This is a genomic window from Streptococcus sp. CF4-3 (genome assembly GCF_024295385.1).
In the GTDB taxonomy this organism is placed as follows: domain Bacteria; phylum Bacillota; class Bacilli; order Lactobacillales; family Streptococcaceae; genus Streptococcus; species Streptococcus infantis_I.
This window is the reverse complement of the sequence record NZ_JANCPN010000003.1, coordinates 17,690-40,846: the sequence shown is the minus strand read 5'-3', so window position 1 is coordinate 40,846 and position 23,157 is coordinate 17,690. Positions and strand designations below refer to the sequence as shown.

The 23,157-nt window shown below is 37.2% G+C and carries 25 protein-coding genes; 11 read left to right on the top strand and 14 right to left on the bottom strand.

All coding sequences use genetic code 11. The annotated features are described in order from the left end of the window. Positions 1-29: 29 nt before the first annotated feature. From pta to NML75_RS03255, 4 genes are read right to left on the bottom strand one after another with little or no spacing between them, the layout of a single operon-like run. A complete protein-coding gene (gene pta, locus NML75_RS03270) occupies positions 30-1,004 on the bottom strand; it encodes a phosphate acetyltransferase (RefSeq protein ID WP_004252952.1) in 975 nt (324 codons plus the stop codon). 15 nt (positions 1,005-1,019) lie between these two features. Beyond that, positions 1,020-1,919, bottom strand: a complete 900-nt coding sequence (locus NML75_RS03265; RefSeq protein ID WP_247921517.1) for an RluA family pseudouridine synthase — start codon at positions 1,917-1,919, stop codon at positions 1,020-1,022. After that, on the bottom strand, positions 1,916-2,734 hold the full coding sequence (locus NML75_RS03260; RefSeq protein ID WP_214261920.1) for an NAD kinase: 819 nt from the start codon (positions 2,732-2,734) through the stop codon (positions 1,916-1,918). Before NML75_RS03260 ends, NML75_RS03265 begins: the two co-directional genes overlap by 4 nt. Further along, positions 2,718-3,389 carry a GTP pyrophosphokinase gene (locus NML75_RS03255; RefSeq protein WP_036754017.1) on the bottom strand — a complete coding sequence of 224 codons (672 nt, stop codon included), beginning with the start codon at positions 3,387-3,389 and terminating at the stop codon, positions 2,718-2,720. The genes NML75_RS03260 and NML75_RS03255 overlap by 17 nt, the downstream gene beginning before the upstream one ends. A gap of 133 nt (positions 3,390-3,522) precedes the next feature. Here NML75_RS03255 and NML75_RS03250 point away from each other — a divergent pair, with 133 nt between their 5' ends. The 7 genes from NML75_RS03250 (at position 3,523) to NML75_RS03220 (ending at position 8,304) form a co-directional block, all read left to right on the top strand. After that, complete coding sequence (locus tag NML75_RS03250) at positions 3,523-4,092, top strand: CYTH domain-containing protein (RefSeq protein ID WP_247921518.1); 570 nt, start codon at positions 3,523-3,525, stop codon at positions 4,090-4,092. Between the two features lie 122 nt (positions 4,093-4,214). Next, positions 4,215-5,165: a ribose-phosphate diphosphokinase gene (locus NML75_RS03245; RefSeq protein WP_254804026.1), complete on the top strand. Its 951-nt coding sequence runs from the start codon at positions 4,215-4,217 to the stop codon at positions 5,163-5,165. 15 nt (positions 5,166-5,180) lie between these two features. Then, on the top strand, positions 5,181-6,296 hold the full coding sequence (locus tag NML75_RS03240) for a cysteine desulfurase family protein (protein WP_247921520.1): 1,116 nt from the start codon (positions 5,181-5,183) through the stop codon (positions 6,294-6,296). A gap of 5 nt (positions 6,297-6,301) precedes the next feature. Next, positions 6,302-6,649: a DUF1831 domain-containing protein gene (locus tag NML75_RS03235; RefSeq protein ID WP_004252935.1), complete on the top strand. Its 348-nt coding sequence runs from the start codon at positions 6,302-6,304 to the stop codon at positions 6,647-6,649. Between the two features lie 9 nt (positions 6,650-6,658). Next, positions 6,659-6,874 carry a DUF4649 family protein gene (locus tag NML75_RS03230; protein WP_004252933.1) on the top strand — a complete coding sequence of 72 codons (216 nt, stop codon included), beginning with the start codon at positions 6,659-6,661 and terminating at the stop codon, positions 6,872-6,874. Between the two features lie 83 nt (positions 6,875-6,957). Next, complete coding sequence (locus tag NML75_RS03225) at positions 6,958-7,599, top strand: redox-sensing transcriptional repressor Rex (protein ID WP_004252929.1); 642 nt, start codon at positions 6,958-6,960, stop codon at positions 7,597-7,599. 15 nt (positions 7,600-7,614) lie between these two features. Next, positions 7,615-8,304 (top strand): gamma-glutamyl-gamma-aminobutyrate hydrolase family protein, encoded by a 690-nt coding sequence (locus tag NML75_RS03220; RefSeq protein ID WP_254804025.1) that lies wholly within the window; start codon positions 7,615-7,617, stop codon positions 8,302-8,304. Between the two features lie 23 nt (positions 8,305-8,327). On the opposite strand, the gene radC is transcribed toward NML75_RS03220, so the two are convergent. Both radC and NML75_RS03210 read right to left on the bottom strand, forming a co-directional pair. Further along, positions 8,328-9,008, bottom strand: coding sequence for a RadC family protein (radC, locus tag NML75_RS03215; protein ID WP_254804024.1), 681 nt, complete (start codon positions 9,006-9,008; stop codon positions 8,328-8,330). A 63-nt stretch (positions 9,009-9,071) separates the two neighbouring features. After that, the gene (locus tag NML75_RS03210) at positions 9,072-10,352 is read right to left on the bottom strand and encodes an O-acetylhomoserine aminocarboxypropyltransferase/cysteine synthase family protein (protein WP_254804023.1); all 1,281 of its coding nucleotides are present in this window, start codon (positions 10,350-10,352) and stop codon (positions 9,072-9,074) included. Between the two features lie 191 nt (positions 10,353-10,543). Between NML75_RS03210 and NML75_RS03205 the strand changes: the two genes are divergently transcribed. Further along, positions 10,544-11,239: a VIT1/CCC1 transporter family protein gene (locus tag NML75_RS03205; RefSeq protein ID WP_254804022.1), complete on the top strand. Its 696-nt coding sequence runs from the start codon at positions 10,544-10,546 to the stop codon at positions 11,237-11,239. Positions 11,240-11,827: 588 nt separating this feature from the next. On the opposite strand, the gene NML75_RS03195 is transcribed toward NML75_RS03205, so the two are convergent. The 8 genes from NML75_RS03195 to NML75_RS03160 form a co-directional block, all read right to left on the bottom strand. Further along, entirely contained in the window at positions 11,828-12,328 is a 501-nt protein-coding gene (locus NML75_RS03195) for a hypothetical protein (RefSeq protein ID WP_004252900.1), read from the bottom strand. Beyond that, the gene (locus NML75_RS03190) at positions 12,325-12,948 is read right to left on the bottom strand and encodes an ATP-binding cassette domain-containing protein (RefSeq protein ID WP_004252896.1); all 624 of its coding nucleotides are present in this window, start codon (positions 12,946-12,948) and stop codon (positions 12,325-12,327) included. The genes NML75_RS03195 and NML75_RS03190 overlap by 4 nt, the downstream gene beginning before the upstream one ends. Next, the gene (locus tag NML75_RS03185; RefSeq protein WP_254804021.1) at positions 12,945-14,927 is read right to left on the bottom strand and encodes an ABC transporter permease; all 1,983 of its coding nucleotides are present in this window, start codon (positions 14,925-14,927) and stop codon (positions 12,945-12,947) included. Before NML75_RS03185 ends, NML75_RS03190 begins: the two co-directional genes overlap by 4 nt. Before the next feature lie 220 nt (positions 14,928-15,147). Then, positions 15,148-17,139: an ABC transporter permease gene (locus NML75_RS03180; RefSeq protein ID WP_254804020.1), complete on the bottom strand. Its 1,992-nt coding sequence runs from the start codon at positions 17,137-17,139 to the stop codon at positions 15,148-15,150. A 1-nt stretch (position 17,140) separates the two neighbouring features. Further along, entirely contained in the window at positions 17,141-17,899 is a 759-nt protein-coding gene (locus tag NML75_RS03175; RefSeq protein WP_254804019.1) for an ABC transporter ATP-binding protein, read from the bottom strand. A gap of 343 nt (positions 17,900-18,242) precedes the next feature. Beyond that, positions 18,243-18,515, bottom strand: coding sequence for a PspC domain-containing protein (locus NML75_RS03170; protein ID WP_302851150.1), 273 nt, complete (start codon positions 18,513-18,515; stop codon positions 18,243-18,245). Between the two features lie 59 nt (positions 18,516-18,574). Continuing rightward, the gene (locus NML75_RS03165) at positions 18,575-19,024 is read right to left on the bottom strand and encodes a SprT family protein (protein WP_254804151.1); all 450 of its coding nucleotides are present in this window, start codon (positions 19,022-19,024) and stop codon (positions 18,575-18,577) included. Then, the gene (locus NML75_RS03160) at positions 19,011-21,140 is read right to left on the bottom strand and encodes a Tex family protein (RefSeq protein WP_254804017.1); all 2,130 of its coding nucleotides are present in this window, start codon (positions 21,138-21,140) and stop codon (positions 19,011-19,013) included. Before NML75_RS03160 ends, NML75_RS03165 begins: the two co-directional genes overlap by 14 nt. Positions 21,141-21,295: 155 nt before the next feature. On the opposite strand from NML75_RS03160, the gene NML75_RS03155 reads away from it, so the two are divergent. From NML75_RS03155 to NML75_RS03145, 3 genes are read left to right on the top strand one after another with little or no spacing between them, the layout of a single operon-like run. Further along, positions 21,296-21,427 carry an SPJ_0845 family protein gene (locus NML75_RS03155; RefSeq protein WP_000268695.1) on the top strand — a complete coding sequence of 44 codons (132 nt, stop codon included), beginning with the start codon at positions 21,296-21,298 and terminating at the stop codon, positions 21,425-21,427. Further along, the gene (locus NML75_RS03150; RefSeq protein ID WP_254804016.1) at positions 21,428-22,333 is read left to right on the top strand and encodes a permease; all 906 of its coding nucleotides are present in this window, start codon (positions 21,428-21,430) and stop codon (positions 22,331-22,333) included. Beyond that, positions 22,330-23,145, top strand: a complete 816-nt coding sequence (locus NML75_RS03145; RefSeq protein ID WP_254804015.1) for a TIGR03943 family putative permease subunit — start codon at positions 22,330-22,332, stop codon at positions 23,143-23,145. Before NML75_RS03150 ends, NML75_RS03145 begins: the two co-directional genes overlap by 4 nt. Positions 23,146-23,157: the final 12 nt, after the last annotated feature.

Genomic DNA, 23,157 nt, shown 5'->3' with positions numbered 1-23,157 from the left:
TTTGCCAAGAGGAAAAGAGGGAAAAATTTTTATTGATGAACAGCTTGCGCTGCAGTAATTAGAGTTAGTTTGTAGACATCATCAGAGTTACATCCACGTGAAAGGTCATTTACTGGTTTGTTAAGGCCTTGCAAAACAGGTCCAACTGCAGCAAATCCACCAAGACGTTCTGCCATCTTGTAACCAATGTTACCTGCTTCAATACCAGGGAAGATGAAGACATTAGCTTGTCCAGCTACATTACTTCCTGGAGCTTTAAGAGCTGCAGTTTCCGGAACGAAGGCAGCATCGAATTGTAATTCACCATCAATTTCAAGGTCTGGACGCAATTCGTGTGCGATTTTAGTTGCTTCAACAACCTTATCAACACTTTCACCAAAACCTGAACCTTTAGTTGAGTAGCTAAGCATAGCAATCTTAGGTTCAATACCGAACATTTTAGCTGTGATAGCTGAGTTAATAGCAATTTCAGCTAGAGCATCAGCATCGGGGTTGATGTTGATCGCACAGTCACCGAACAAGTAACGCTCAGTGCCACGGACCATGAGGAAGGCACCTGATGTACGGCTAACATTTGGACGAGTCTTGATAATTTGAAGAGCTGGACGAACAGTTGAAGCTGTTGAGTGAATAGCACCTGAAACCATACCATCTACTAAGCCCATATAAACTAACATAACACCAAAGTAGTTCACATCATTGATAAGTACTTCTCTCGCTTCTTCTTCTGTCATTTTTCCTTTACGACGTTCAACAAGAGAAGCTACCATTTCTTCAAATTGTGGGTAATTTTCTGGATTAATAACTTCGTAGCCGTCTGTAATTCCTTCAATTTCAAGATAAATTTTAATCTTTTCAGGGTTTCCTAATAGTACAGGGATAACTTCTGTTTCTTTTACCAAACGCTTGGTTGCTTGTAGAATACGTGGTTCTTCACCTTCAGGTAAGACGATGCGTGCATTTTTACCAACTAGGTTGGCTTTCAAACTTTCAAAAACTTCCATGAGTTTTGACTCCTTTTAAGATAAATTATTATTTGATAACTGTGTTATAAGTGTGTTGAAATCATCCGGCAGTGGGCATTCCAGCTCTAACTGCTCTTCTAAGAAAGGATGATAGAACGATAAGTAATGACAATGAAGAGCTTGGCGTTCTATGCCATGATCTAGGCTTCCCCCATAAAGGTCATCTCCCAGCAATGGAAACCCTATATGCGAGAAATGTACTCGAATCTGATGAGTTCTACCCGTGTGAAGACGAATATCGACTAGATGGATATCCCCATAAGATTCCACAATTTGATAGGAAGTGTGAGCATATTTTCCACCCTTTGCTACTCGCCTTGTAATGATGGAATCTTCATCTCGAGCTATTGGTGCAATGATTTCTCCCTGAGGTTCCAGATACCCATTTCCCTTGACTAAAGCGAAATACCGCTTTTCAATTGCTTTTTTTTGCAACTGCTTGTCTAATCTGGCGTGTGCATAGCCATGTTTAGCAAAAAGCATCAAACCAGAGGTATCTCGATCAAGCCGAGTCACGATATGAACCTGTTGATTCTCATAATTCTGATTTACATAATAACCCTTTATAAAGTTTGCAATCGTATTGGAATGATTGACGCTAGGTATTGACGCAACCCCAAAAGGTTTGTTTATAACCAAGAAGTGATCATCTTCAAAGAGAATCTCTAGAGGATAATCAATTGCTTCCAGAGTCTCAAAACCCTCCTCTGGAGGAATGTCAATGACAACTTCATCTCCAATATCTAGAAGATAGGTTGCATTCTGCGGATGTCCATTCACTCGAATATCACCGCCTCGAAACTTAATCTTGGCAAGTAAACCTTTAGAAACTTCATGTCTTTTCAGAAAAGTTTTGACCTTGACATGTTCGTCGGCAATAAACTGAAACCTCATTCGTCCACCTCACCAATAAAGGCATCTTTGACACGATTCCAAAAACTGGTGTGGCTCGGCGTGGCTACAAAATGAATCTTGTGGTGATCAATCTGATACTCTATTTTCTCAATATTTCGGAAAGAATAAATACTATTATCGATTGAGATTGTGTGATAGTCATTTCGAGTCGGTATCAATTCAATCTTGTCTTTTTTAGGAACAATAATTGATGAACCAAGTGTGCGGTAGATTCGGTTGTTCAAACTAGCAATTTCAGCTAATTGCAAGGCTTCTATAGTCGGATGAAGGACTGCTCCACCGAGGGATTTATTATATGCAGTACTTCCAGTCGGCGTTGAAACTGTTAGGCCATCACCACGAAAGCGTTCGAAGGGAACATGGTTAATAATGACATCAGCAACCATAGTTCGATCCGCTCGACGAATGCTAGCTTCATTTAATGCTCGGAAAGACTTGACTTCACCATTTTCGAGAAATATTTTGACACTTAAGAGTGGATAAGAAACTTGAGCTCCATTATCCAACTGTAAATTTGTAACCAATTGGTCCAACTCAAAATCACGATAATCCGTATAAAAACCTAAATGTCCTGTATGAACCCCAACAAAACGAACCTTATCCAGTTGGTTTTCATACTTATGAAAAGCAGACAACAACATCCCATCTCCACCAATAGAGACAACGATATCTGGATTTTTATCATTTAGGATAAAATTATTCTTTTTTAATCGTTCTTTTAATTCGAATAGAACTTTCTGACTCTGAGGCTTACGGTTGGCAATTAGGTCAATTCGTTTACCTATATTCTTCATCGGTATCGTCACTGTTTCCTACCCCGTCATTTAACTTTCTGTGCAAAGGATCAAAGAGCGCTTGTGCTTCCTGAATATCAGCACGTATTTTACTCATTTCTTCATCTAGCTGATGTGAAATTCTGGCTGTAATTTCAAGTCGTTCCTTGATTTCCTCTGGGAAATCTCCTTGATATTTATAATTGAGAGAATGCTCGATTGTAGCCCAAAAGTTCATAGCCAAGGTACGAATTTGAATCTCAACTAGAATGGTTTTTGCACCGTAAATGGTATCAACCGTATACTCAATAATCACATGGTAAGAACGATAACCCGATGCCTTTCGATGAGTAATATAATCACGTTCTTGAACAACTCTCATATCCTGTCTTTTACGAAGGATAGAAACAACCTCGTTTACGTCGTCTACGAATTGAACCATGACACGTAAACCTGCAATATCTTGCAAATCTTGTTCAAGTGTGTCGTAGCCAATACCCCGGCGTGCCATTTTTTCTTTGATACTTTCAATCGGTTTCACCCGACCTGTAACAAACTCAATGGGAGAATGGCGGTTTTGTTTTCTATATTGTTTTCGAATTCCTCGGAGTTTTATTTTTAGCTCTCCGACAGCTTGAATGTAAGGATCTAAAAATTCTTCCCATTCTGTAATCATATAACTATTACATCCAATTCTTTAAGCAGTTTCATTCATCTAGTTTTTGATTTTCTCATGAAAATCATATACAATAAATACAATGCTTATTATACCATAAATCGCTTTCAAATATAAAGAAAAGGTTGAAAAAATGAAACATTTAGAAATTGAAATGAAAACACTTCTCAGTGAAGAAGAATATAACCGATTGCAAGCTCAATTTTTAGAAGTCACACCAATTACACAAAAAAATTACTACCTGGACACACCTGATTTTTATCTTCGCCAACATAAAATCGCTATGCGCATTCGTACCTTCGATACAAGCGCTGAATTGACCATTAAAATCCCTCAAGAGGTTGGAAATATGGAATACAACCAAGCGCTTACTCTTGAGGAAGCTAACGATTGTCTCGAAGAATGTAAACTCCCTCAGGGCATGATTATGGACGAACTAAAAAATCGAGGACTCTCACCAAATGGTTGGGTAGTTTTAGGTTGCCTAACTACTGTTCGTTACGAAAAAGAAACAGCTATTGGGCTCATGGCTCTTGATCAAAGCCACTACTTCGATATTGTTGATTATGAACTTGAACTGGAAGTAGAAAACGGCGTCCAAGGAAACCTTGATTTTCAAGAGTTTTTACGAGCAAATGAAATCCAATATAAGAAGGCTCCTTCAAAATTAGTACGATTTATAGAAAATATGAAAAAATACTGAAATAATCTTCTTTTTTTGATAAAATAGAAGGGATAAAAAATAATAGAATCTGTGAAAGAAAACACTTTCCTTTAAAAATGTTTTTTCACCGATTTACTTAGTTTATAGAGGACGGTTTATCAATGTCAGATACAAAAAATATGAAGCTTTTTTCTCTTTCATCCAATCATGAAATAGCTCAAAAAATTGCAGATGCTGCAGGTGTTCCACTTGGGAAATTATCTTCTCGTCAATTCTCTGATGGTGAAATCCAAGTTAACATTGAAGAAAGTGTACGTGGATATGATGTTTACATCATTCAGTCTACTTCTTATCCCGTTAGCAATCATTTAATGGAGCTTTTAATCACAGTCGATGCTTGTGTTCGAGCTAGTGCAAATACAATAAATGTTGTCATGCCTTATTTTGGTTATGCACGTCAAGACCGTATTGCTTCTTCTCGTGAACCTCTTACGGCTAAACTTGTTGCAAATATGTTAGTAAAAGCCGGGGTTAGCCGTGTATTGACACTGGACCTTCATGCTGTTCAGGTACAAGGTTTCTTTGATATTCCTGTAGATAACCTCTATACAATTCCGCTATTTGCAAAACACTACATTGATAAAGGTTTAACTGGTCCAGATGTGGTTGTTGTCAGCCCTAAAAACTCAGGTGTAAAACGTGCTCGTAGCCTTGCTGAATACCTTGATGCTCCGATTGCTATCATTGACTATGCCCAAGATGATTCTGAACGTAGCCAAGGTTACATTATCGGAGAGGTTGAAGGTAAGAAAGCAATCTTAATCGATGACATTCTTAATACTGGCCGTACTTTCTCTGAAGCTGCTAAAATTTTGGAACGCGATGGTACTACTGAAATCTACGCGGTATCCAGCCATGGATTGTTCGTCAACGGTGCTGCAGAGTTGTTGGATGCAGCTAATATCAAGGAAGTCTTGGTTACAGATTCTGTATTGACAGAAAGTAAAAAACCTAAGAATGTACAATATATTACCGCAAGCGAACTGATTGGTGATGCCATGGTTCGTATTCATGAAAGAAAACCAGTTAGTCCACTATTTAAATTTAAATAGAAATTAGGTGAGTTTTTGATTTATTTAGATAACGCTGCTACGACACCCATGTCATCTGCAGCTATCTCAGCAATGACTCAAGTCATGCAGGAGACTTATGGCAATCCTTCTAGTATTCATGGTCATGGGCGTCAAGCAGGAAAATTATTACGTGAAGCCCGTCAAGAGTTAGCAGGTTTACTAGGTACAAAGCCCCAACACATTTTCTTCACATCTGGTGGTACAGAAAGTAATAATACAGCTATTATCGGCTACTGTCTTCGTCATCAAAATCGCGGAAAACACATTATTACTACTGCTATTGAGCATCACGCTGTGCTTGAACCAATTGAATATCTGGTGGAAAATTTTGGGTTTGAAGTGACTATTTTAAAACCCGACAATCAAGAAATCACTGCAGAACAAGTCAAAAATGCACTGCGTGAAGATACTATTCTCGTTTCAACTATGTATGTTAACAATGAAACAGGTACTCTTTTACCAATCGCTGAAATTGGTCAGATTTTAAAAGTCCATTCAGCAGCTTATCATGTAGATGCTGTTCAAGCTGTCGGGAAGCTAGAGATTCTTCCTGAAGAACTAGGAATAGATTTCCTCAGTGCTTCTGCTCATAAATTTCACGGTCCAAAGGGTATCGGTTTCCTATACGCTGCTTCTACAGATTTTGATCCTTATCTACATGGTGGAGATCAAGAACAGAAAAAAAGAGCAGGGACAGAAAACCTTCCCGCAATTATAGGTATGGTTGCAGCTCTTAAGGACGATATAGATCATCTAGAGGCTAACTTTAATAAAGTTCAAAAACTAAAGAAAGTTTTTCTAACTGAGATGGCTGGCTCAACCTATTATCTCAATCAAGGTAAAGAGCAACTCCCTTATGTCCTAAATATCGGATTTCCGGGACAACGCAACGATCTACTACTACTTCGTTTAGACCTTGAAGGTATTTCTATTTCAACAGGTTCTGCTTGTACAGCTGGTGTTGTTCAGGTCAGTCATGTTCTTCAAGCCTTCTACGGAGAAGAATCCCCTCGCTTAAACGAGTCTGTACGCGTCAGCATTTCACCTTTAAATACAGAACAAGAAATGATAACTCTTGCTAAAACTCTTAAAAACATCATCGGAGGATAAACTTAATGGCATTTGAACAAACGATTAAACTTAAAAATTGTCGTTACGAATACACACTTAGTCCAACTGTTAAAAAATTTACGCTTAAAGATAATACTTTTTTTGAAACTAAAGTTGGGAACTATGAATTAACGCGTCTACTTGAAAAAGTTCCAAATAGCGGAGAAGGATTCCAACTTAAGATTATCATCAACAAAGACTTAACTGGTGTAAAAATCAATATCACTGATAAATTTGGTCTACGTTTAGTTGATATCTTCAAATCAGAAGAAACTCATATCCACCAAGAGAAATTCTACTTTTTGATGGATAGCCTGGTTGAACGTGGCGTATTTACAAAAAGCGAAAGATAGAAGGTCATTATGTTTCGATTAACTTACAAGGACTCCTATCAAGTAGAGCGTGTGCAAGAATATGAAGACTATGAAGCTCTTATGCTCTCTCTATCGGGTTGTGTAACTCTCCCTGATACTACTCATATTACTTCATTAACACATGATGGAGTTGAAATCTATCAAGGACTTCTAGGTAACCTCTACCGCTTTTTAAGGACTTACCACGAAACGAAGATAAACTAAGATTTTTTCTTAGTTTTTTTTTCGTTATTGTTGCAATTTTCACAAGCTTTCTATAAAATAGTAGATAGAAAGGTTGTGATTTTGTGAAAGAAAAACAGTCTGCTATTCCTAAAGCAACAGCAAAGAGACTTTCTCTCTATTACCGTATTTTTAAAAGATTTAATGCCGAGAAAATTGAAAGAGCTAATTCCAAACAAATTGCAGAAGCGATTGGAATTGATTCTGCAACTGTTCGTCGTGACTTCTCTTACTTTGGCGAACTTGGACGTCGTGGATTTGGCTATGATGTCAAAAAGCTCATGAACTTTTTCGCTGATCTTTTAAATGATAATTCTATTACCAATGTTATGCTGGTAGGTATTGGAAATATGGGACATGCCCTCCTCCACTACCGCTTTCATGAGCGTAACAAGATGAAAATCATCATGGCTTTTGACCTAGATGATCATCCTGAGGTTGGTACCAAGACACCCGACGGTGTTCCAATCTATGGAATCTCTCAAATAAAGGATAAAATTAAGGATAGTGATGTTAAAACTGCTATTCTTACTGTTCCTAGTGTTAAATCTCAAGAAGTTGCGGAACTTTTGGTTGATGCTGGTATCAAAGGTATCCTCAGTTTTTCTCCTGTTCACCTACATCTTCCTAAAGACGTAGTTGTTCAGTATGTCGATCTTACTAGCGAACTTCAAACCCTCCTCTATTTCATGCGAAAAGAGGATTAGAAAGCGAATTGATTTATGAAAAAACCAGTTATTGGGATTACAGGAAATGAAACCCCACATCCAGATGATGATCTTATGATGAGTTATGCTGCCAAAGGCTTTGTTGAAGGAGTTAAGGAAGCTGGAGGTATACCCATTATCCTACCGATTGGCGATGAAGAAATGGCCAGTTACTACATTAGTTTAATTGATAAGCTTATTCTAACTGGTGGGCAAAATGTTGACCCTAAATATTATGGTGAGCCAAAAGCTATTGATAGCGACGATTACCACCTTCAACGTGATATTTTTGAGTTAGCCCTCATTAAAGAAGCAATCAAGCAAAAGAAACCTATTTTTTCTGTCTGTCGTGGTACTCAGCTCTTTAACGTAGCCATGGGCGGATCTCTTTATCAAGATATCGAAGATCATTGGCAAGATACTTCCGCTGAATACACCACTCAGCGACTTGTCACCGAACCAGATACTATTCTAAGAGAAATCTATGGAGAAATCTCTCATATCAATTCTTTCCACCATCAGAGCATCAAAGATTTAGCTCCTAATCTTAAGGTTGTAGCACATGATCCTAAAGATGGTATTATCGAAGCTGTTACATCTACGGATGGCTTCCCTTATCTTGGGGTTCAATGGCATCCTGAATTTCTCTTTGAAAATCGCCCCAAAGATAAAACACTTTTCGACTATGTCGTCAATGAATTGTAAAACCTGTACTATATACAGGTTTTTTATATCATATCTGTCTTCTCACGATAACTAAAATAGTCGGAGTGTGAGACAATTAAATGGTCCAATAAGACCAATCCCATTAATTCGCAGGCTTCTTTAACAAGCTTCGTAACATGGTCATCATTGGGGCTAGGAACTACTGCTCCTGATGGATGATTATGAACCAGAATCACAGATGTTGCCATATGCTTCAAAGCGTAGTGGAGAATTTCTCTCGGTTCAGCAATGCTTCTCGTGGCAGACCCGATAAAAATAGTCTGCTGGTGAATGATTTGATTTTGAGTATTTAGATAGAGCGCTACTAGGTGCTCTTGTTTTTTATCTCCAAGCTCAGACTGCATCTTTTTAGCTAATTTACGACTGCTAAGAATACTCTCCATTTCCACTGTTTCCCTTTTATGGATACGGTAGCCTAATTCAATAACGGCTTGTAATTCGATAGCCTTAACACGTCCAATACCCGATAGAGTCTGCAATTCCTGTAGACTCATTCTTTTGAGGTCAGTTAAACAAGTCAGCTGATTTAAGACCTTCTGTGCTATTTCAAAAACATTGGCCTGTTTTGTGCCTGTCCTTAGTAATATTGCCAGTAATTCTTGGTTGCTGAGCGCTTCTACTCCTTCTTTTACTAGTCTCTCTCTTGGTAAAAGCGAATCTTCTTGAAATGAAATACTATACATAAAAATCCTCCTCACTTTATTATTCGTGAGAAGGATGCTTAATTTGATAAAAACTAGTTATTTTTAGATTTTTTCAAGTGCAAGACGCAAATCTTCAATCAAATCATCAGAATTTTCAAGACCGATTGAAAGTCGGATTTGATTTTTAGTTACTCCTGCTGCTTCGAGATCAGAGTCAGACAATTGAGCATGAGTTGTAGTTGCTGGATGAACGACCAATGATTTGGCATCTGCTACGTTTGCAAGGTTTGAAAAGATTTCTAAGCTATCAATCACCTTACGAGCTTCTGCTTCTCCGCCTTTAACATGGAAGGTAAAGATTGAACCAACACCTTTTGGTAAATATTTCTCCGCCAAGGCATGGTAAGGGCTATCAGCTAATTTTGGATAGTTGACTTTTTCAACCTTCGGATGGTTCACAAGGAAATCAACGATTTTCTCAGCGTTTTGCACATGGCGTTCAACACGGAGAGATAGTGTTTCAAGACCTTGTAGGAGCAAGAATGAGTTAAATGGTGAAAGGGCAGCTCCCATATCGCGAAGCAATTGCACGCGAGCAGCAACGATAAAGGCTGCAGCACCTACATCTCGAGTATAGCTCAAATTATGGTAGCTTGGATCTTCATTGACAAATTGAGGGAATTTCCCTGAAGCTGCCCAGTCAAACTTCCCACTATCAACGATAACACCACCGATTGTTGTACCGTGTCCTCCGATAAACTTAGTAGCCGAGTGAACTGAGATATCTACACCGTGTGAAAAGACATTAATGAGATATGGTGTTGCAAAAGTATTATCAGAAACTAAAGGAATTTGATGTTTATGAGCAATTTCAGCTATTTTTTCAATATCAGGAATGTTGATAACTGGATTACCCAAAGTTTCAATCAAAACAAGTTTGGTATTATCTTTAATAGCTGCTTCCACTTCTTCTAAATTGTCAATATCAACAAAAGTTGTGGTGATTCCATAGCGGGGAAGGGTTTCTTTCAAAAGGTTAAAGGTCCCACCGTAAATAGTTGAAGCTGCAACAATATGGTCTCCTGCGTGAGCAAGTCCAAGGATAGTATAAGTAAGAGCTGCCATTCCAGAAGCTGTGGCAAGTGCACCAACTCCGCCTTCTAGCGCTGCAATACGCTCTTCAAAGGCTGAAGTTGTTGGATTGGTAATACGAGTATAGATATTTCCAGCTTTTTGAAGGGCAAAAAGGTCTGCACCCTCCTGTGTATCTTCAAATACAAAAGATGTTGTTTGATAAATAGGGACAGCACGAGACTTGGTAGTAGCATCTACCACTTGTCCTGCATGCAATTGTAGGGTTTCAAATTTAAATTCACGAGTCATCATCAGACCTCCAAAGATTTCATTAAGTTAATTGTACCATCTATGACAGTCAGTTACAAATACAACTTTGTTATATATTGGCATAAGCAACAGCTATGGCTATTATTAAAATTGTAGAACTTTTTTCAGATAGTTTAAAAAGTTTGTATTCGCTATTCCTATACTTTATAATGGATAAAAAGGAGAAAACTATGTCAGAAATTACACATGAAATTGATTCAAACTTCGCTGGTCGTTTAAACATTTTACGTGCTGGTGTGCTCGGAGCCAATGACGGGATCATTTCCATCGCTGGAGTTGTTATCGGGGTTGCAAGTGCAACCAGTAATATCTGGATAATATTTCTTTCAGGTTTGGCTGCTATCTTAGCGGGTGCCTTCTCTATGGCTGGAGGTGAATATGTTTCAGTATCTACTCAAAAAGACACTGAAGAAGCCGCTGTAGCTCGTGAACAATTACTTTTGGATAAGGATATCGAAGCTGCAAAGAAATCTCTCTATGCTGCTTATCTTCAAAATGGTGAATGTGAAACTTCAGCTCAACTTTTAGTCAATAAAGCTTTTCTTAAAAATCCACTTAAAGCTTTAGTTGAAGAAAAATACGGAATCGAGTATGAAGAGTTTACAAATCCTTGGCATGCTGCAGCATCTAGCTTCATCGCTTTTGTTCTTGGTAGTTTACCACCAATGCTTTCCATTACCATCTTTCCAAGTGACTATCGAATCCCTTCTACTGTTTTTATCGTTGCGATTTCTCTATTGATTACAGGTTACACCAGTGCCAAACTCGGAAAAGCCCCAACTAAAACAGCTATGATTCGTAACCTTTGTATCGGTCTTTTGACCATGGGAGTGACCTATCTATTGGGTCAGTTGTTTAGTATTTAAGATAAAAATTGATGCTGAGCAAAAACTAGATTAAAAATAAAACCACACAGTGATTTCAAGCTTGAATAGCATCAAGCCGAAAGAAATACTGTGTGGTTTTTGAATAGTAGCCTTTTAGAGTCTAAACTACTGGCCAATTTTGCTAGATTTATAGTCGTGAAGGTGAATCCTAACTCTGTTTAAATGGCTTATTTGCCTCTAATACTCAATGAAAATCAAATAGCAAACTAGGAAATTAGCCACAGGCTGTACTTGAGTACATCAAGGCGACGCTAAAGCAGTTTGAATTTGATTTTCGAAGAGTATTAATTATAAACCATGGCATGAGAAAGGTATTCTGTAAGAAAAAACTGCACTGGTCCTCTGAAAAATCAAATGATGCAACAACTGCTCAATTATTGATAAACATAAATTGATGATGCGATGGACCTAACTTTGTATACACACGATGCAAATAAGTAAAATGAATGTCATTGTCTTCTTCAGGACTATTTGTAAGTTTTATCAACTAAAAAGCGCGATTATCAAGATAAGATATTAGAATTAAAAATTGACTTTTTTCTATCAAAACAGGCAAATAAATCGCAATCACTTACTTTTTTCTTTAAAAGATTCATATAATTTTTTATAGAACTCTTTTATATCTTTTTTCTGAGAATTCAACTCTTCTTTACCATAGTCAAAATTTGCTACTACAAATCCCTCGTCAGCATCAGAAAAAGTAAAAAATTCTATTTCAATGAGTTTATTATGCTTAGAGTCCTCTATAGTGTCTCCTAAATTATTATTAAATCGCTTCACTTCTTCTTCACGAACTCCGAACCCCATAGCAGCTCCATTTGCAATGATGTTTGAAAATACTTCTTCTGAAGACGCTACTTCTTTTACAGTTATGAAGTATGTAGCTTCTTCTGTTTCTACTTCTTTCACTTTATTCCATTTTTCTGTATCACTAGAAGAAACCGTATAAACTGTTAACTCCAGTGTTGGTTTATTAGTATTTTCTTTTATGATCATTTGTTTTCCAAAGAAGAAAATACCAAGTAGCCCAGCTACAAAGATCAAAGCAATATAAATTATCTTTTTCATACATTATCCCCTATATCTTTCATATCAATGATCACATCAACTTTGTTATAGACAGCTGGATCATGAGTTGCTATAATAACATATTTGTCTTCATCTCTTTCATTTAATAATAAACGAATAATTTCTTTTCCAATCTCACCATCTAAAGCTCCTGTAGGTTCATCTGCTAAGATAATTTTACGTGGTTTCATTAACATTCTGGCAATAGCTACACGTTGAGCCTGCCCTCCAGACAATTCATATATTTTTTGATGTAAATAGTCGCTCGACAGTCCTACTTTTTCAAGTACATCAGTTATTATTTTTTTGTCTTTAGTGATAAGTTTCAAATTATCATATACTGTTTTGTTCTCTATTAAAGAATAATTCTGAAATACATATCCAACAGTATTTTTAAAGAAGGTTCTTTCTTTTATCTTCCAAATATCCTGTTCATCAACTAAAACATTCCCACTATCAATTTTTTCTAATCTTCCTATAATATTAAGAAGAGTACTCTTACCAGAGCCAGAACCTCCAATCAATGCATAGCTTTTTCCAGATTCAAATCTTAAATTTAAGTCTGTAAAGATCTTTTTTGAGCCGAAACTTTTTGAAACGTTCAAAAGGTCAATTGTCATGTTTCATCTCCTTTTAAAATTTTAGTATAGCTTTCAGATAATTTTCTAAAACTCATGATTATTGACAACATCAAAACCAGCAGAGAAGCAAGACCAATATATAGCAGCTCTATTTGCCCTGTCATAAGAAATGTAAATAGAATAACCATTGTAATAGTCATCATAAAGTACTTGAGACTTGAAATTGCTATATATGTTTTTGACAGACCCAAAATGATTTTTTTCACATATTCATTCTGTTTTAGGGCAATATAAAGTTGGACATATTGATAAATGAGTATAAAGACAATACTGTAAATTATCTTCTGCAAGATTTGTGACAGTAGAATTTGGTGCTCTAAGGATTGGATCTTCAACTTCACAATTTGGTAAACATCTACTGGATTCATTGAAACATTCAACTGGGTAGTCATCTCATTTATTTTCTTTACCGCTTCAGGACTAAAAAGAGACTTATGTGTTATATTACTAGCTAAAGAAAACTGGTTGTTTTCAATCATTTTGTCCGTATCTAACACAACAACAATATTATCTTTACTATCTGCTACACTTGCGATCGGTAAAAACTCTTTCATTTTATGATTATCATCAGCATCCTCATTGAAATAAAAAATTTTTTCCCCATCAGGAATTATTTGTACTGCAAGCTCTTCTTTTGTATAGTTTGTTCCAATAAATTGTTCTGCTACAACTGTATTTTCAATAGATTTCTGGTTTTCTTTCCATTTCTCAGGAATATAGATGGTTGCTATCTTATTATCTAAAAGATGAAAGTTTGTTCTATTCACTTTATTTTGTAGGTTAGCACCTGTTTGATTGATATAAATCAACTCTTTATTTATTTCTGGATTCGTTATTCCGTCATTTTCTAATTGCTTAGAAAAGCCTTCTAAAGCATGAGATGTTTCCATAAAATCTGGAACATATGCTGAGGATCGTTCTATATATAAATAATCTAAGTTTTTTAAGGAAGCAGCTATCTGTAGATACTGACCATCAGAATCACTTACTTCTCCATTTTTAGCAGAGTTATTTTCAATTCCAAGGAACTCAATCCTTCTCCAGTCTTTTACTGTGTCCCATGGTACTAAATTCTGTATCTGTATGTTAATACTGGATTGACTACTCTTTGTTTCTTGTAAAAAAATTCCTGATACAACGATAATAATCGAAATAATGGCAAGCCATACGACAAAAATAAGCTTGTTTTTGGCCTTGTTTTTGATAATTTCAATGGGCTTTTCAATCTGAATCGTCAACCAAAATAAAACAAAGGTGATGAGATCAATGATTTGAAATAGTATAAAATTCGTTAAAAGCAGAGAGAAAAATAACTTAGAACTATAGGTGAAGAAACCATTTCCCAAAAAAGAACTGTAAAAAATCATCAAAAAAGCCATCATAATCAGTTCAAAAATAAGAGAAATGACATACTCTCTTCTAAGGTCGTATACAGGCAATCCCAAAGACCGTCGTATCACTCCTTCTTTAATCTGCCTCGTCCTAACAACAAATAAAACAACTAATAAAGTTAAGTAAATTGAACCCATTAACAGTATTCTTAAAGTTCCAGTGAATTGTAAGATTCCTCCTATATACCAAGGATAAGCCATATATACTGTTTGTAGTCCAGTCATCGTAAGTGGTTTCAAACTGTTTATATTTATTTTTCCAAGGGTGTAATACATCCCTATTATTGGTGCTGACTTTAATTGTTCATTATTTACATCATCGAAATTTACATACTTCAACTGACCAGAACTCTGAACGACCGGCTTGTAAATGGTAACATTTTCCGTTTTTGATAGGTCACGAATCATTTCGTAAATTTCGTTATTGGAAAGATTGCTTTTTCCTTGAATAGAAAAGGCACCATCAATTGGTAAAGGTATGGGCGTTTCGGTATCGCTAATAGTGACCAGACCAATTGCAGCAATCAAACAAAAGAAAAATCCAATGATACATAATTTTAATTTCATAGGCACTTACCATATTACAAAAGACTCCATCTTATAATTGGGTCTCTTGTTTTCATAAATTATTTTTAAAATCTATAATAATCCCAATATGCATTTAATCGAACATCGTTCCAAGATTTTTTCTTGAAATGTCTATCAATAATCTTTTTTATCGTGAACTTTAACGTTCCCAAAATATTCGTTGGGGTTAATACTATGATTCCTTGACAAACACTTCTTATTATATTTGAACAATCTTGCGATAACTTCTTGAAGTAATCATAAAGATTAGGACATAGACTAAAGCAAAGATACCACAAATGGAAAGTGTTACACTTAACATCATAGCTGTATCCACACCACCAATAACCTTGAGAATCAAACTCAACATGTGATAGGCAAAAGCAAGGTGTAGGAAGGCAAAGATTACAGGGAGGAAGAAGACAGTCAAGACCTGCTTGTTAATGGTTTGCTTGATTTGTTTTTGATCCAAACCAACCTTCTGCAGGATGACAAAGCGTTCACGGTCTTCATAACCTTCTGAGATTTGTTTATAGTAGATAACAAGTACAGTACCTATCATAAAGATGATAGAGAGGAAAATACCGATAAAGAGAACCCCTCCATAGAGAGCATTCATTTGGGCAATTGCATCACTTGAACCATTACCCCCGTAAACCATAGCATCTTCACTCTTGAGATTATGGCTAAAATTATTTACATACTCATCAAAATCATCAGCTAGTTTTAACTGTTCCTCTAGACTTGCGGTGACATCCATACCACCGTAGAACTGAGTGTAGACAGCAGAATCTTGGTACTGATCCAAAAAGCTTTGAAGATCTGGTACAACTAGGTAGTTAAAATCTGAAACTAAAAGGATATAGAGATTGGAAACATGGTTAGCTAAAAAATCTTGCTGGATTTCTTGCTTGATACTATACTCCTGACTGTTAAGACTAAATGATTTCTGACCTTTTAGTTGGTCATTTTTAGCCCAAAGAGCGACCTCATTACCGATAAGATTTAGCTTTTGTCCAGTCATTTTTTCGTAGTCTTTTTGATCAAAAACTAGAAAAACCGTCTTAGGCAATTCACTGTTTTGCCCTTTTTCAAAGGTAGTTAATTTAGTTCCATCTTGACTGGAAAGACCAAAGCTGGCATATCTAAGAACATCTTTGTTGCTAATCGTTAAGTTCTTTTCGCTGGCATATTGAGTCAAAAGTTTGTCTAAATCCTCAACTTCAATATTATTTCCCTTAACATCAAAATCATGAGGATACATAATATTTTTTATATTTTCAGATCCGTTGTAGATACTGGTTGCTGCTGACATGGTAACCAAAACCATAGTTGAAAGAATGGCAATGGTTGCTAAACCGACAGCATTTTTCTTCATACGAAAGATGAGGTTAGAAACAGAGATTAGGTTATTAGGTTTGTAGTAATATCTTTTGTTTTTCTTGAGTAACTGTAAGAAAACTGTAATACCCGCATTGAATAAAAGATAGGTCGCAACTATGACCAACATGACTGCTATAAAGAAAGTAAGGGTTGCTGAAACTGGATCTTTTACGCTTTGCGCTAGATAGTAGCCACTACCTAGTGCAATTAGCCCTACAAGTGTCTGAAGAACTAGGAAACGGCCCTTCTTCTCCCCTTTTGCTTTCTCACGAGAGAGTTGCAGAGCATCCATACGGATGATACGTATAGCGTTTAAGAAAACGATGACTAAAAAGATAAAACCGAATACCAGAAGGATTGAAAGCACTACGGACCATTGAAAGGTTGCGACTAGCTCTACCTTCATCTTTGCAAGTTTAAGCAATAAAGCAAAGATGAGTTTGTCAAAGAGGGCACCAATCCCAATCCCAGCAGTGACTGTTACTAGCCCAAAAATCAAGAGTTCCTTGAAGGTCATACCAATCAAATGGCGTTTTTCTAAGCCCAACATGCCATATACACCCAGTTCTTTGGAGCGATTTTTCATGACAAAACTATTGGCATAAAGCACGATAATGGCAGATGCGAGTGTCACTACGATAAGACCTAGTTGTAGGGTAAATTGTATAGCAGATGCACCACGCAAATCACCAATTTTAGGATTAAAGGCTAGGGAATAAAAGAGATAGCTAATAGTGACTGCCAAAATGACAGACAGAGCAAAAGGGTAATAGAGTTTGCGGTTTTTGATCAAGTTGGATATGGCCAACTTATTGGTTAATCGAAACATACTAGTTCACCTCACTTGCCATTACAGTCAAGGTGTCAGAGATTTCTTGGAACATCTGACGATCCGTCTTTTCACCACGGTAAATTTGATTATAGAGAATACCGTCCTTGATGAAAAGAACACGTTTTGCACGGCTAGCTGCTGCTGTTGAGTGGGTTACCATGAGAATGGTTTGCCCTTGCTCGTTGATCTGATCAAAGATATCAAGGAGGGCTGCAGATGATTTAGAGTCTAGAGCACCTGTTGGCTCGTCCGCAAGGAGAATTTCTGGTTCTGTGATGATAGCTCGTGCAACTGCAACCCGTTGTTTTTGCCCTCCAGAGATTTCATAAGGGTACTTCTCCTGCAATTGGTTGATGCCAAGATTTTCAGTCGTCACGACTAATTTTTTCATCATTTCTGTAATAGGCTTTCTAGACAATACCAAAGGGAGTAAGATATTGTCTTTAACAGAAAGCGTATCTAACAAATTGAAGTCTTGGAAGACAAAGCCTAACTTTTCACGACGGAAGCTTGATGCTTCAGAATTTTTAATGGTAGCTGTGTCAGTTCCATTTAGGAAGACCTGCCCACGCGTTGGCTTGTCAAGCATAGCAAGAATATTGAGTAGAGTTGATTTCCCAGAACCAGATTCACCCATGATGGCAACGTAGTCGCCTTTTTCTACAGTAAAGTGAATATCTTTTAGGGCTTCTACTTGGTTTCCTTGAAAGCGAGTTTTATAAATCTTTTGAACGTGTTTTACATCTAATAGTGTCATTTTAACTTCTCCTTTTTAATATCCCATTAATTGAAACTGAGCCTGCATAATAGCGCAACCGAGCTGAACACGCTCGATCTCTTTTGGACTTGGTTTACTTGTTTGTTTCTTTTGTAAAATATTTTTCATAGTTTTGCTACTTTATCTTTCTGATATAAGTGTACTCTAAAAAAAGAGTTGGTTCCATAACATAACCTTACAAAAGAGGTCTGTAATCTTACATTTTTGTAAGATTGGATTATTTTTTTGAAATGAACTACTATTAGTTTACCACAAATTTTTAAGCAAAAGAAAAACCCTTGATACTACAAGGGTTTAATACTTCAAATGAATGGTAAGATGGTTACCAAAACCAACTTTCATCATCTTTGATTGGCTGGGCTTCTTTGATTTTGCGTGGGCCTGTTCCATACATTTCAGCTTCGATATCTTCTTTTGTTGGTAGGATCGAAGCTAGGATAATGTAGATAATAATTCCGAGTCCAAAGTTTGCGATTGTAAAGATTGCAAAAATGAAGCGAACAAGAGTAACATCAAGGTCCCATTTATCAGAGAGTCCAGCAAGTACTCCTGATATCATACGATTTCGTCTCATTTTGTAAAAATTTTTATTCATAGTTTGTACCTCTTTCGGTATTCTTGAAATAAGTATAACATGAAATAATACTGCTTGCATCAGTCCTTAGGCGGATTTTGCAAAATGAGTTTGCCACGACAGAGACCACAACGATAACTTTTGGTATCAATTCGTCGCTTTCGTTGATAGGTTTGGCGACAAGTCTGACAAATATAGACTAGAACTGGTGTTTGACTGACACTTGATAAGGGTGGAACAAAGCGGAGCCCGTCCACTTCTTTTAACAGTACCTTAAAGGCTAGATCTTTATGTTTATACCCCTTTCCCTCATAGTATAGATGATAATGACAGAGTTCGTGACGGACAATTTTCCGAAAAACCTCTAAACCTAGTTCTTGATAGACTTTGGGATTAAAATCCAAATGCCCATCCTTAGGGAAAAATCGCCCACCGGTCGACCGTAGACGAGAATTCCATTGAGCTTGGTGTTTGAAAGGTTTCCCAAAGTCTTCTAAAGAAACTTGTCGAACATAATTAGTTAGATTCATCTGGTGCAAGGAGCGACAGATTTACTTTTTCGCGTTGGACATCAATCTTCTTCACCCAAACGGTTACTAAATCACCAACTGAAACGACTTGACTCGGATGCTTGATGAATTTCTTGCTCATATGAGAGATATGAATCAGGCCATCCTCGTGAATACCAATGTCAACAAAGGCACCGAAGTCAACGACGTTACGAACAACGCCCTCAAGCTTCTGGCCAACTTTTAAGTCTTTGATATCCAAGACATCCTGACGTAGGACTGGAGCATCAAAAGAATCACGGAAATCACGACCGGGTTTTAAAAGATCTGCAATAATATCTTTAAGAGTTTCTTGACCGAGGTCTAATTCTTGGGCCATTTCCTTGATAGAAATAGATTTGAGTTTGGCTTGCGCTTCTTCATTTAGGTCTTTAATGTCCAAACGTTTGAAGAGTTCTTTTACAGCAGCATAGTTTTCTGGGTGAACACCTGTATTGTCAAGGATATTGCTACTTTCAGGGATACGGAGGAAACCTGCAGCCTGTTCAAAGGCTTTTGCTCCTAAACGAGGAACTTTCTTGATTTGGGCGCGTGAAGTTATTTTACCTTCTTCTTCACGATACTTCACGATATTTTCAGAGATTGTTTTGTTAAGACCAGCTACGTGCGAAAGTAAGGCTGGACTAGCTGTATTGACATTGACACCGACTTGGTTAACGACTGTATCAACAATAAAGTCTAGACTTTCAGACAGTTTCTTTTGACTAACATCGTGCTGATATTGACCAACACCTATAGATTTGGGATCAATTTTAACCAATTCAGCAAGTGGGTCTTGCAAACGACGAGCAATAGAAATAGCAGAACGTTTCTCAACGGTTAACTCTGGAAACTCTTGACGAGCAAGTTCACTAGCTGAGTAGACAGATGCCCCGCTCTCATTGACAATGACATAGCTGACCTCAGGAAAATCTTTAAGTACTTCAGCGACGAAGGCTTCGCTCTCACGACTAGCAGTACCATTACCGATGGCAATGATTTCCACACCATATTGGCCAATCAAATCTGCCAAATCTCTCTTTGCTTCTTCAATCTGACGAGCTGAAGCTGGTTTGACTGGATAAATGACTTGCGTTGTCAGCATCTTCCCAGTCGCATCAACGACTGCAAGCTTGGCACCTGTACGAAAGGCAGGGTCAAATCCAAGGACCACGCGCCCTTTTAGAGGTGCAACAAGGAGAAGATTTCGAAGGTTTTCTGAGAAGAGTTGAATAGCTCCTTCTTCTGCCTTTTCTGTTAGTTCAGTGCGAATACGTCGCTCAATAGCTGGTAATACTTTTTTCTTAACAGATTGCTGAATAACTTCGTCAATATAAGCATTCTTAACTTTAAAACGAACACTAAAGAAAGATAGAATACGATCAGTCGCATGCTCAAAGCCAATTTTCAAAATGCCTAGCTTCTCACCACGATTAAGGGCAAGCGTACGGTAACCTTGCATGTTTGCAACTGTCTCTGAGAAATCGTAATAAATCTGAAAGACTTGCTTTTCATCTAGAGTTTCGTCTTTAAGTTGAGAAGTAATCTTAGAGCGTCTAAGTACCTCTTGATAGGTCATTGAACGTAAATGAACATCCTCGGATAGTGCTTCAACCAAGATGTCTACAGCCCCAGCCAAAGCTTCTTGAGGAGTTTCGAAACCTTCACAGACAAAAGCTTCTGCTTCTTTTTCTAGGTTAGAAACATTTTGTAAAATTAAACGAGCAAGTGGAAAAAGTCCAGCCTCACGCGCAATCGTTGCCTTGGTCCGACGTTTCTCCTTATAGGGAAGATAGAGTTCTTCTACATCTGCGAGTTTTTCAGCTGATAGAATTGCTTCTTCTAACTCCTTAGTTAGCTTGCCTTGCTCTTTGATTTTTGCTAAGACGGCTTCCTTACGATCATTTAGAGCAGTTAAACTCTTATCGAGGTCTATAATAGCCTTAATGGCTACCTCATCTAGACTTCCTGTCATATCCTTCCGATAACGGGCGATAAAAGGGATAGTTGCTCCTTCTGCTGTCAAAGACAAGACAGTATCAATCTGCTTTAAAGTTACACCCAAATCTTGGGAAATTTTTTCATATTTTTTATCCATGAAACTATTATACCATAAGGAAGAAAGCTTGTTTTCATTAATTTGTTGCTTTATTTCAACTTTATAAAGATAAAAGCCATGTTTATTTTAAAATCCAACTATTTCTCAGAAATAATAGTATAATAGTGTTAACTAAAAGAATCGAGGTATGCCTTATGGCTGTTAAATTTACAAAAACTGATGACTTAGATAAGATGTTCGAAGAATTCGCTAAACTACCTGATTTAAAGCAAGTAACATTTCCAGACGACAAAGAAAAGAAAGATAAGGCAGAAAAGAAAAAATAGATGACACTCTTTCAAAGTTTACCTTCTAGTGTGCTACAAGCTGGTGCCATTTTTCTTTCAATTATCATTGAAGCTTTACCCTTTGTCTTAATCGGTAGCATCATCTCTGGTGCCATTGAAGTCTATGTCACACCTGAGAAGGTCTATAAGTTTCTCCCTAAAAATCGCTTGGGGAGAATCTTTTTTGGTAGCTTCATCGGTTTCCTCTTCCCTTCTTGCGAATGTGGAATCGTTCCGATCATCAATCGCTTTTTAGAAAAGAAGGTTCCAAGCTATACAGCCGTTCCCTTTTTAGTAACCGCTCCTGTCATCAATCCCATCGTACTTTTTGCGACTTATTCAGCCTTTGGTCATTCGATTCAAATGGTTCTCCTAAGAGCTTTGGGCGCGATTCTAGTTGCTACTATATTGGGTATCTTTCTTGGATTTTTCTGGGAGGGACCTATCCAAAAGGAAAATAGATTGGCTTGTCATAAGCATGATTTTTCTCACTTGACTAAAAGTCAAAAACTGCTTCAGGTCTTTATCAAAGCTATTGATGAATTCTTTGATATGGGGCGTTACTTGGTCTTTGGCTGTCTTTTTGCAAGTATAGTCCAGGTCTATGTACCAACTCGTATCCTGACATCCATCAGCGCAACACCACTAATTGCGATTGTTCTTTTGATGGTTTTGTCCTTCCTTCTATCACTCTGTAGCGAAGCGGATGCCTTTATTGGATCTTCACTTCTCTCTAGTTTTGGTTTTGCTCCAGTGCTTGCCTTTCTGGTTATAGGCCCTATGCTTGATGTCAAGAACTTACTAATGATGAAGAATTATCTTAAAACGCGATTTATTTGGCAATTCATGACAATTGTAACTCTTGTTGTTCTTGTCTATTCTTATCTAGTCGGGGTGATGCTATGATTCGATTTTTTATCTTATTTGGCTATTTTATCTTAACCCTTTATCTGCACCTATCAGGTAAGCTCAATCAGTATATAAACCTCCACTACTCTTATCTGGCTTATATCAGCATGGTTTTGTCATTGTTACTAGCCATCGTTCAAGCCTATATTTGCCTCAAGCGTTTGAAAGAACATAGTCACTTACATAGTTTTTCAGCTAAGCTTGCTAGTTTTGTCCTCTTAAGTTTACCCTTGTTAGTTGGATTTACATTTCCAACTGTCACTCTGGATTCACAAACAGTATCGGCAAAAGGATATTATTTCCCTTTGTCGGAAGGAACTGACAAGGCAATCCAAGCAAGTGAAGGAACGAGCAGTCAGTTTCTTAAGCCGGATACGAGCAGATTTTATTCACAAACAGCTCATGAAAATATTATTCGAAAGAGTGCTGATAAATACTTAGCTCAATCTAGTATAGTTATCAATGATGAAAATTACCTGGAGGTCATGGAAGCTATCTATGATTATCCAAATGAATTTGAAGGCAAGGAAATCGAGTTTATTGGCTTTGTCTACAACGATCCAAATCATACCAATAGTCAATTTGTTTTTCGTTTTGGTATTATGCACTGTATCGCTGATTCAGGAGTTTTTGGCCTTTTGACTACAGGAAACACCAATCAGTACGAAAATAACACCTGGGTGACAGTCAAAGGTAAGATTAGGAATCACTATCACAAAGAACTCAACCAAGTTCTCCCAACTCTCGAAGTCCAGTCCTTTATCAAAGTAGACAAACCCGAAAATACTTATGTTTATAAAGAATTTTAAAAAGTAGCCTGA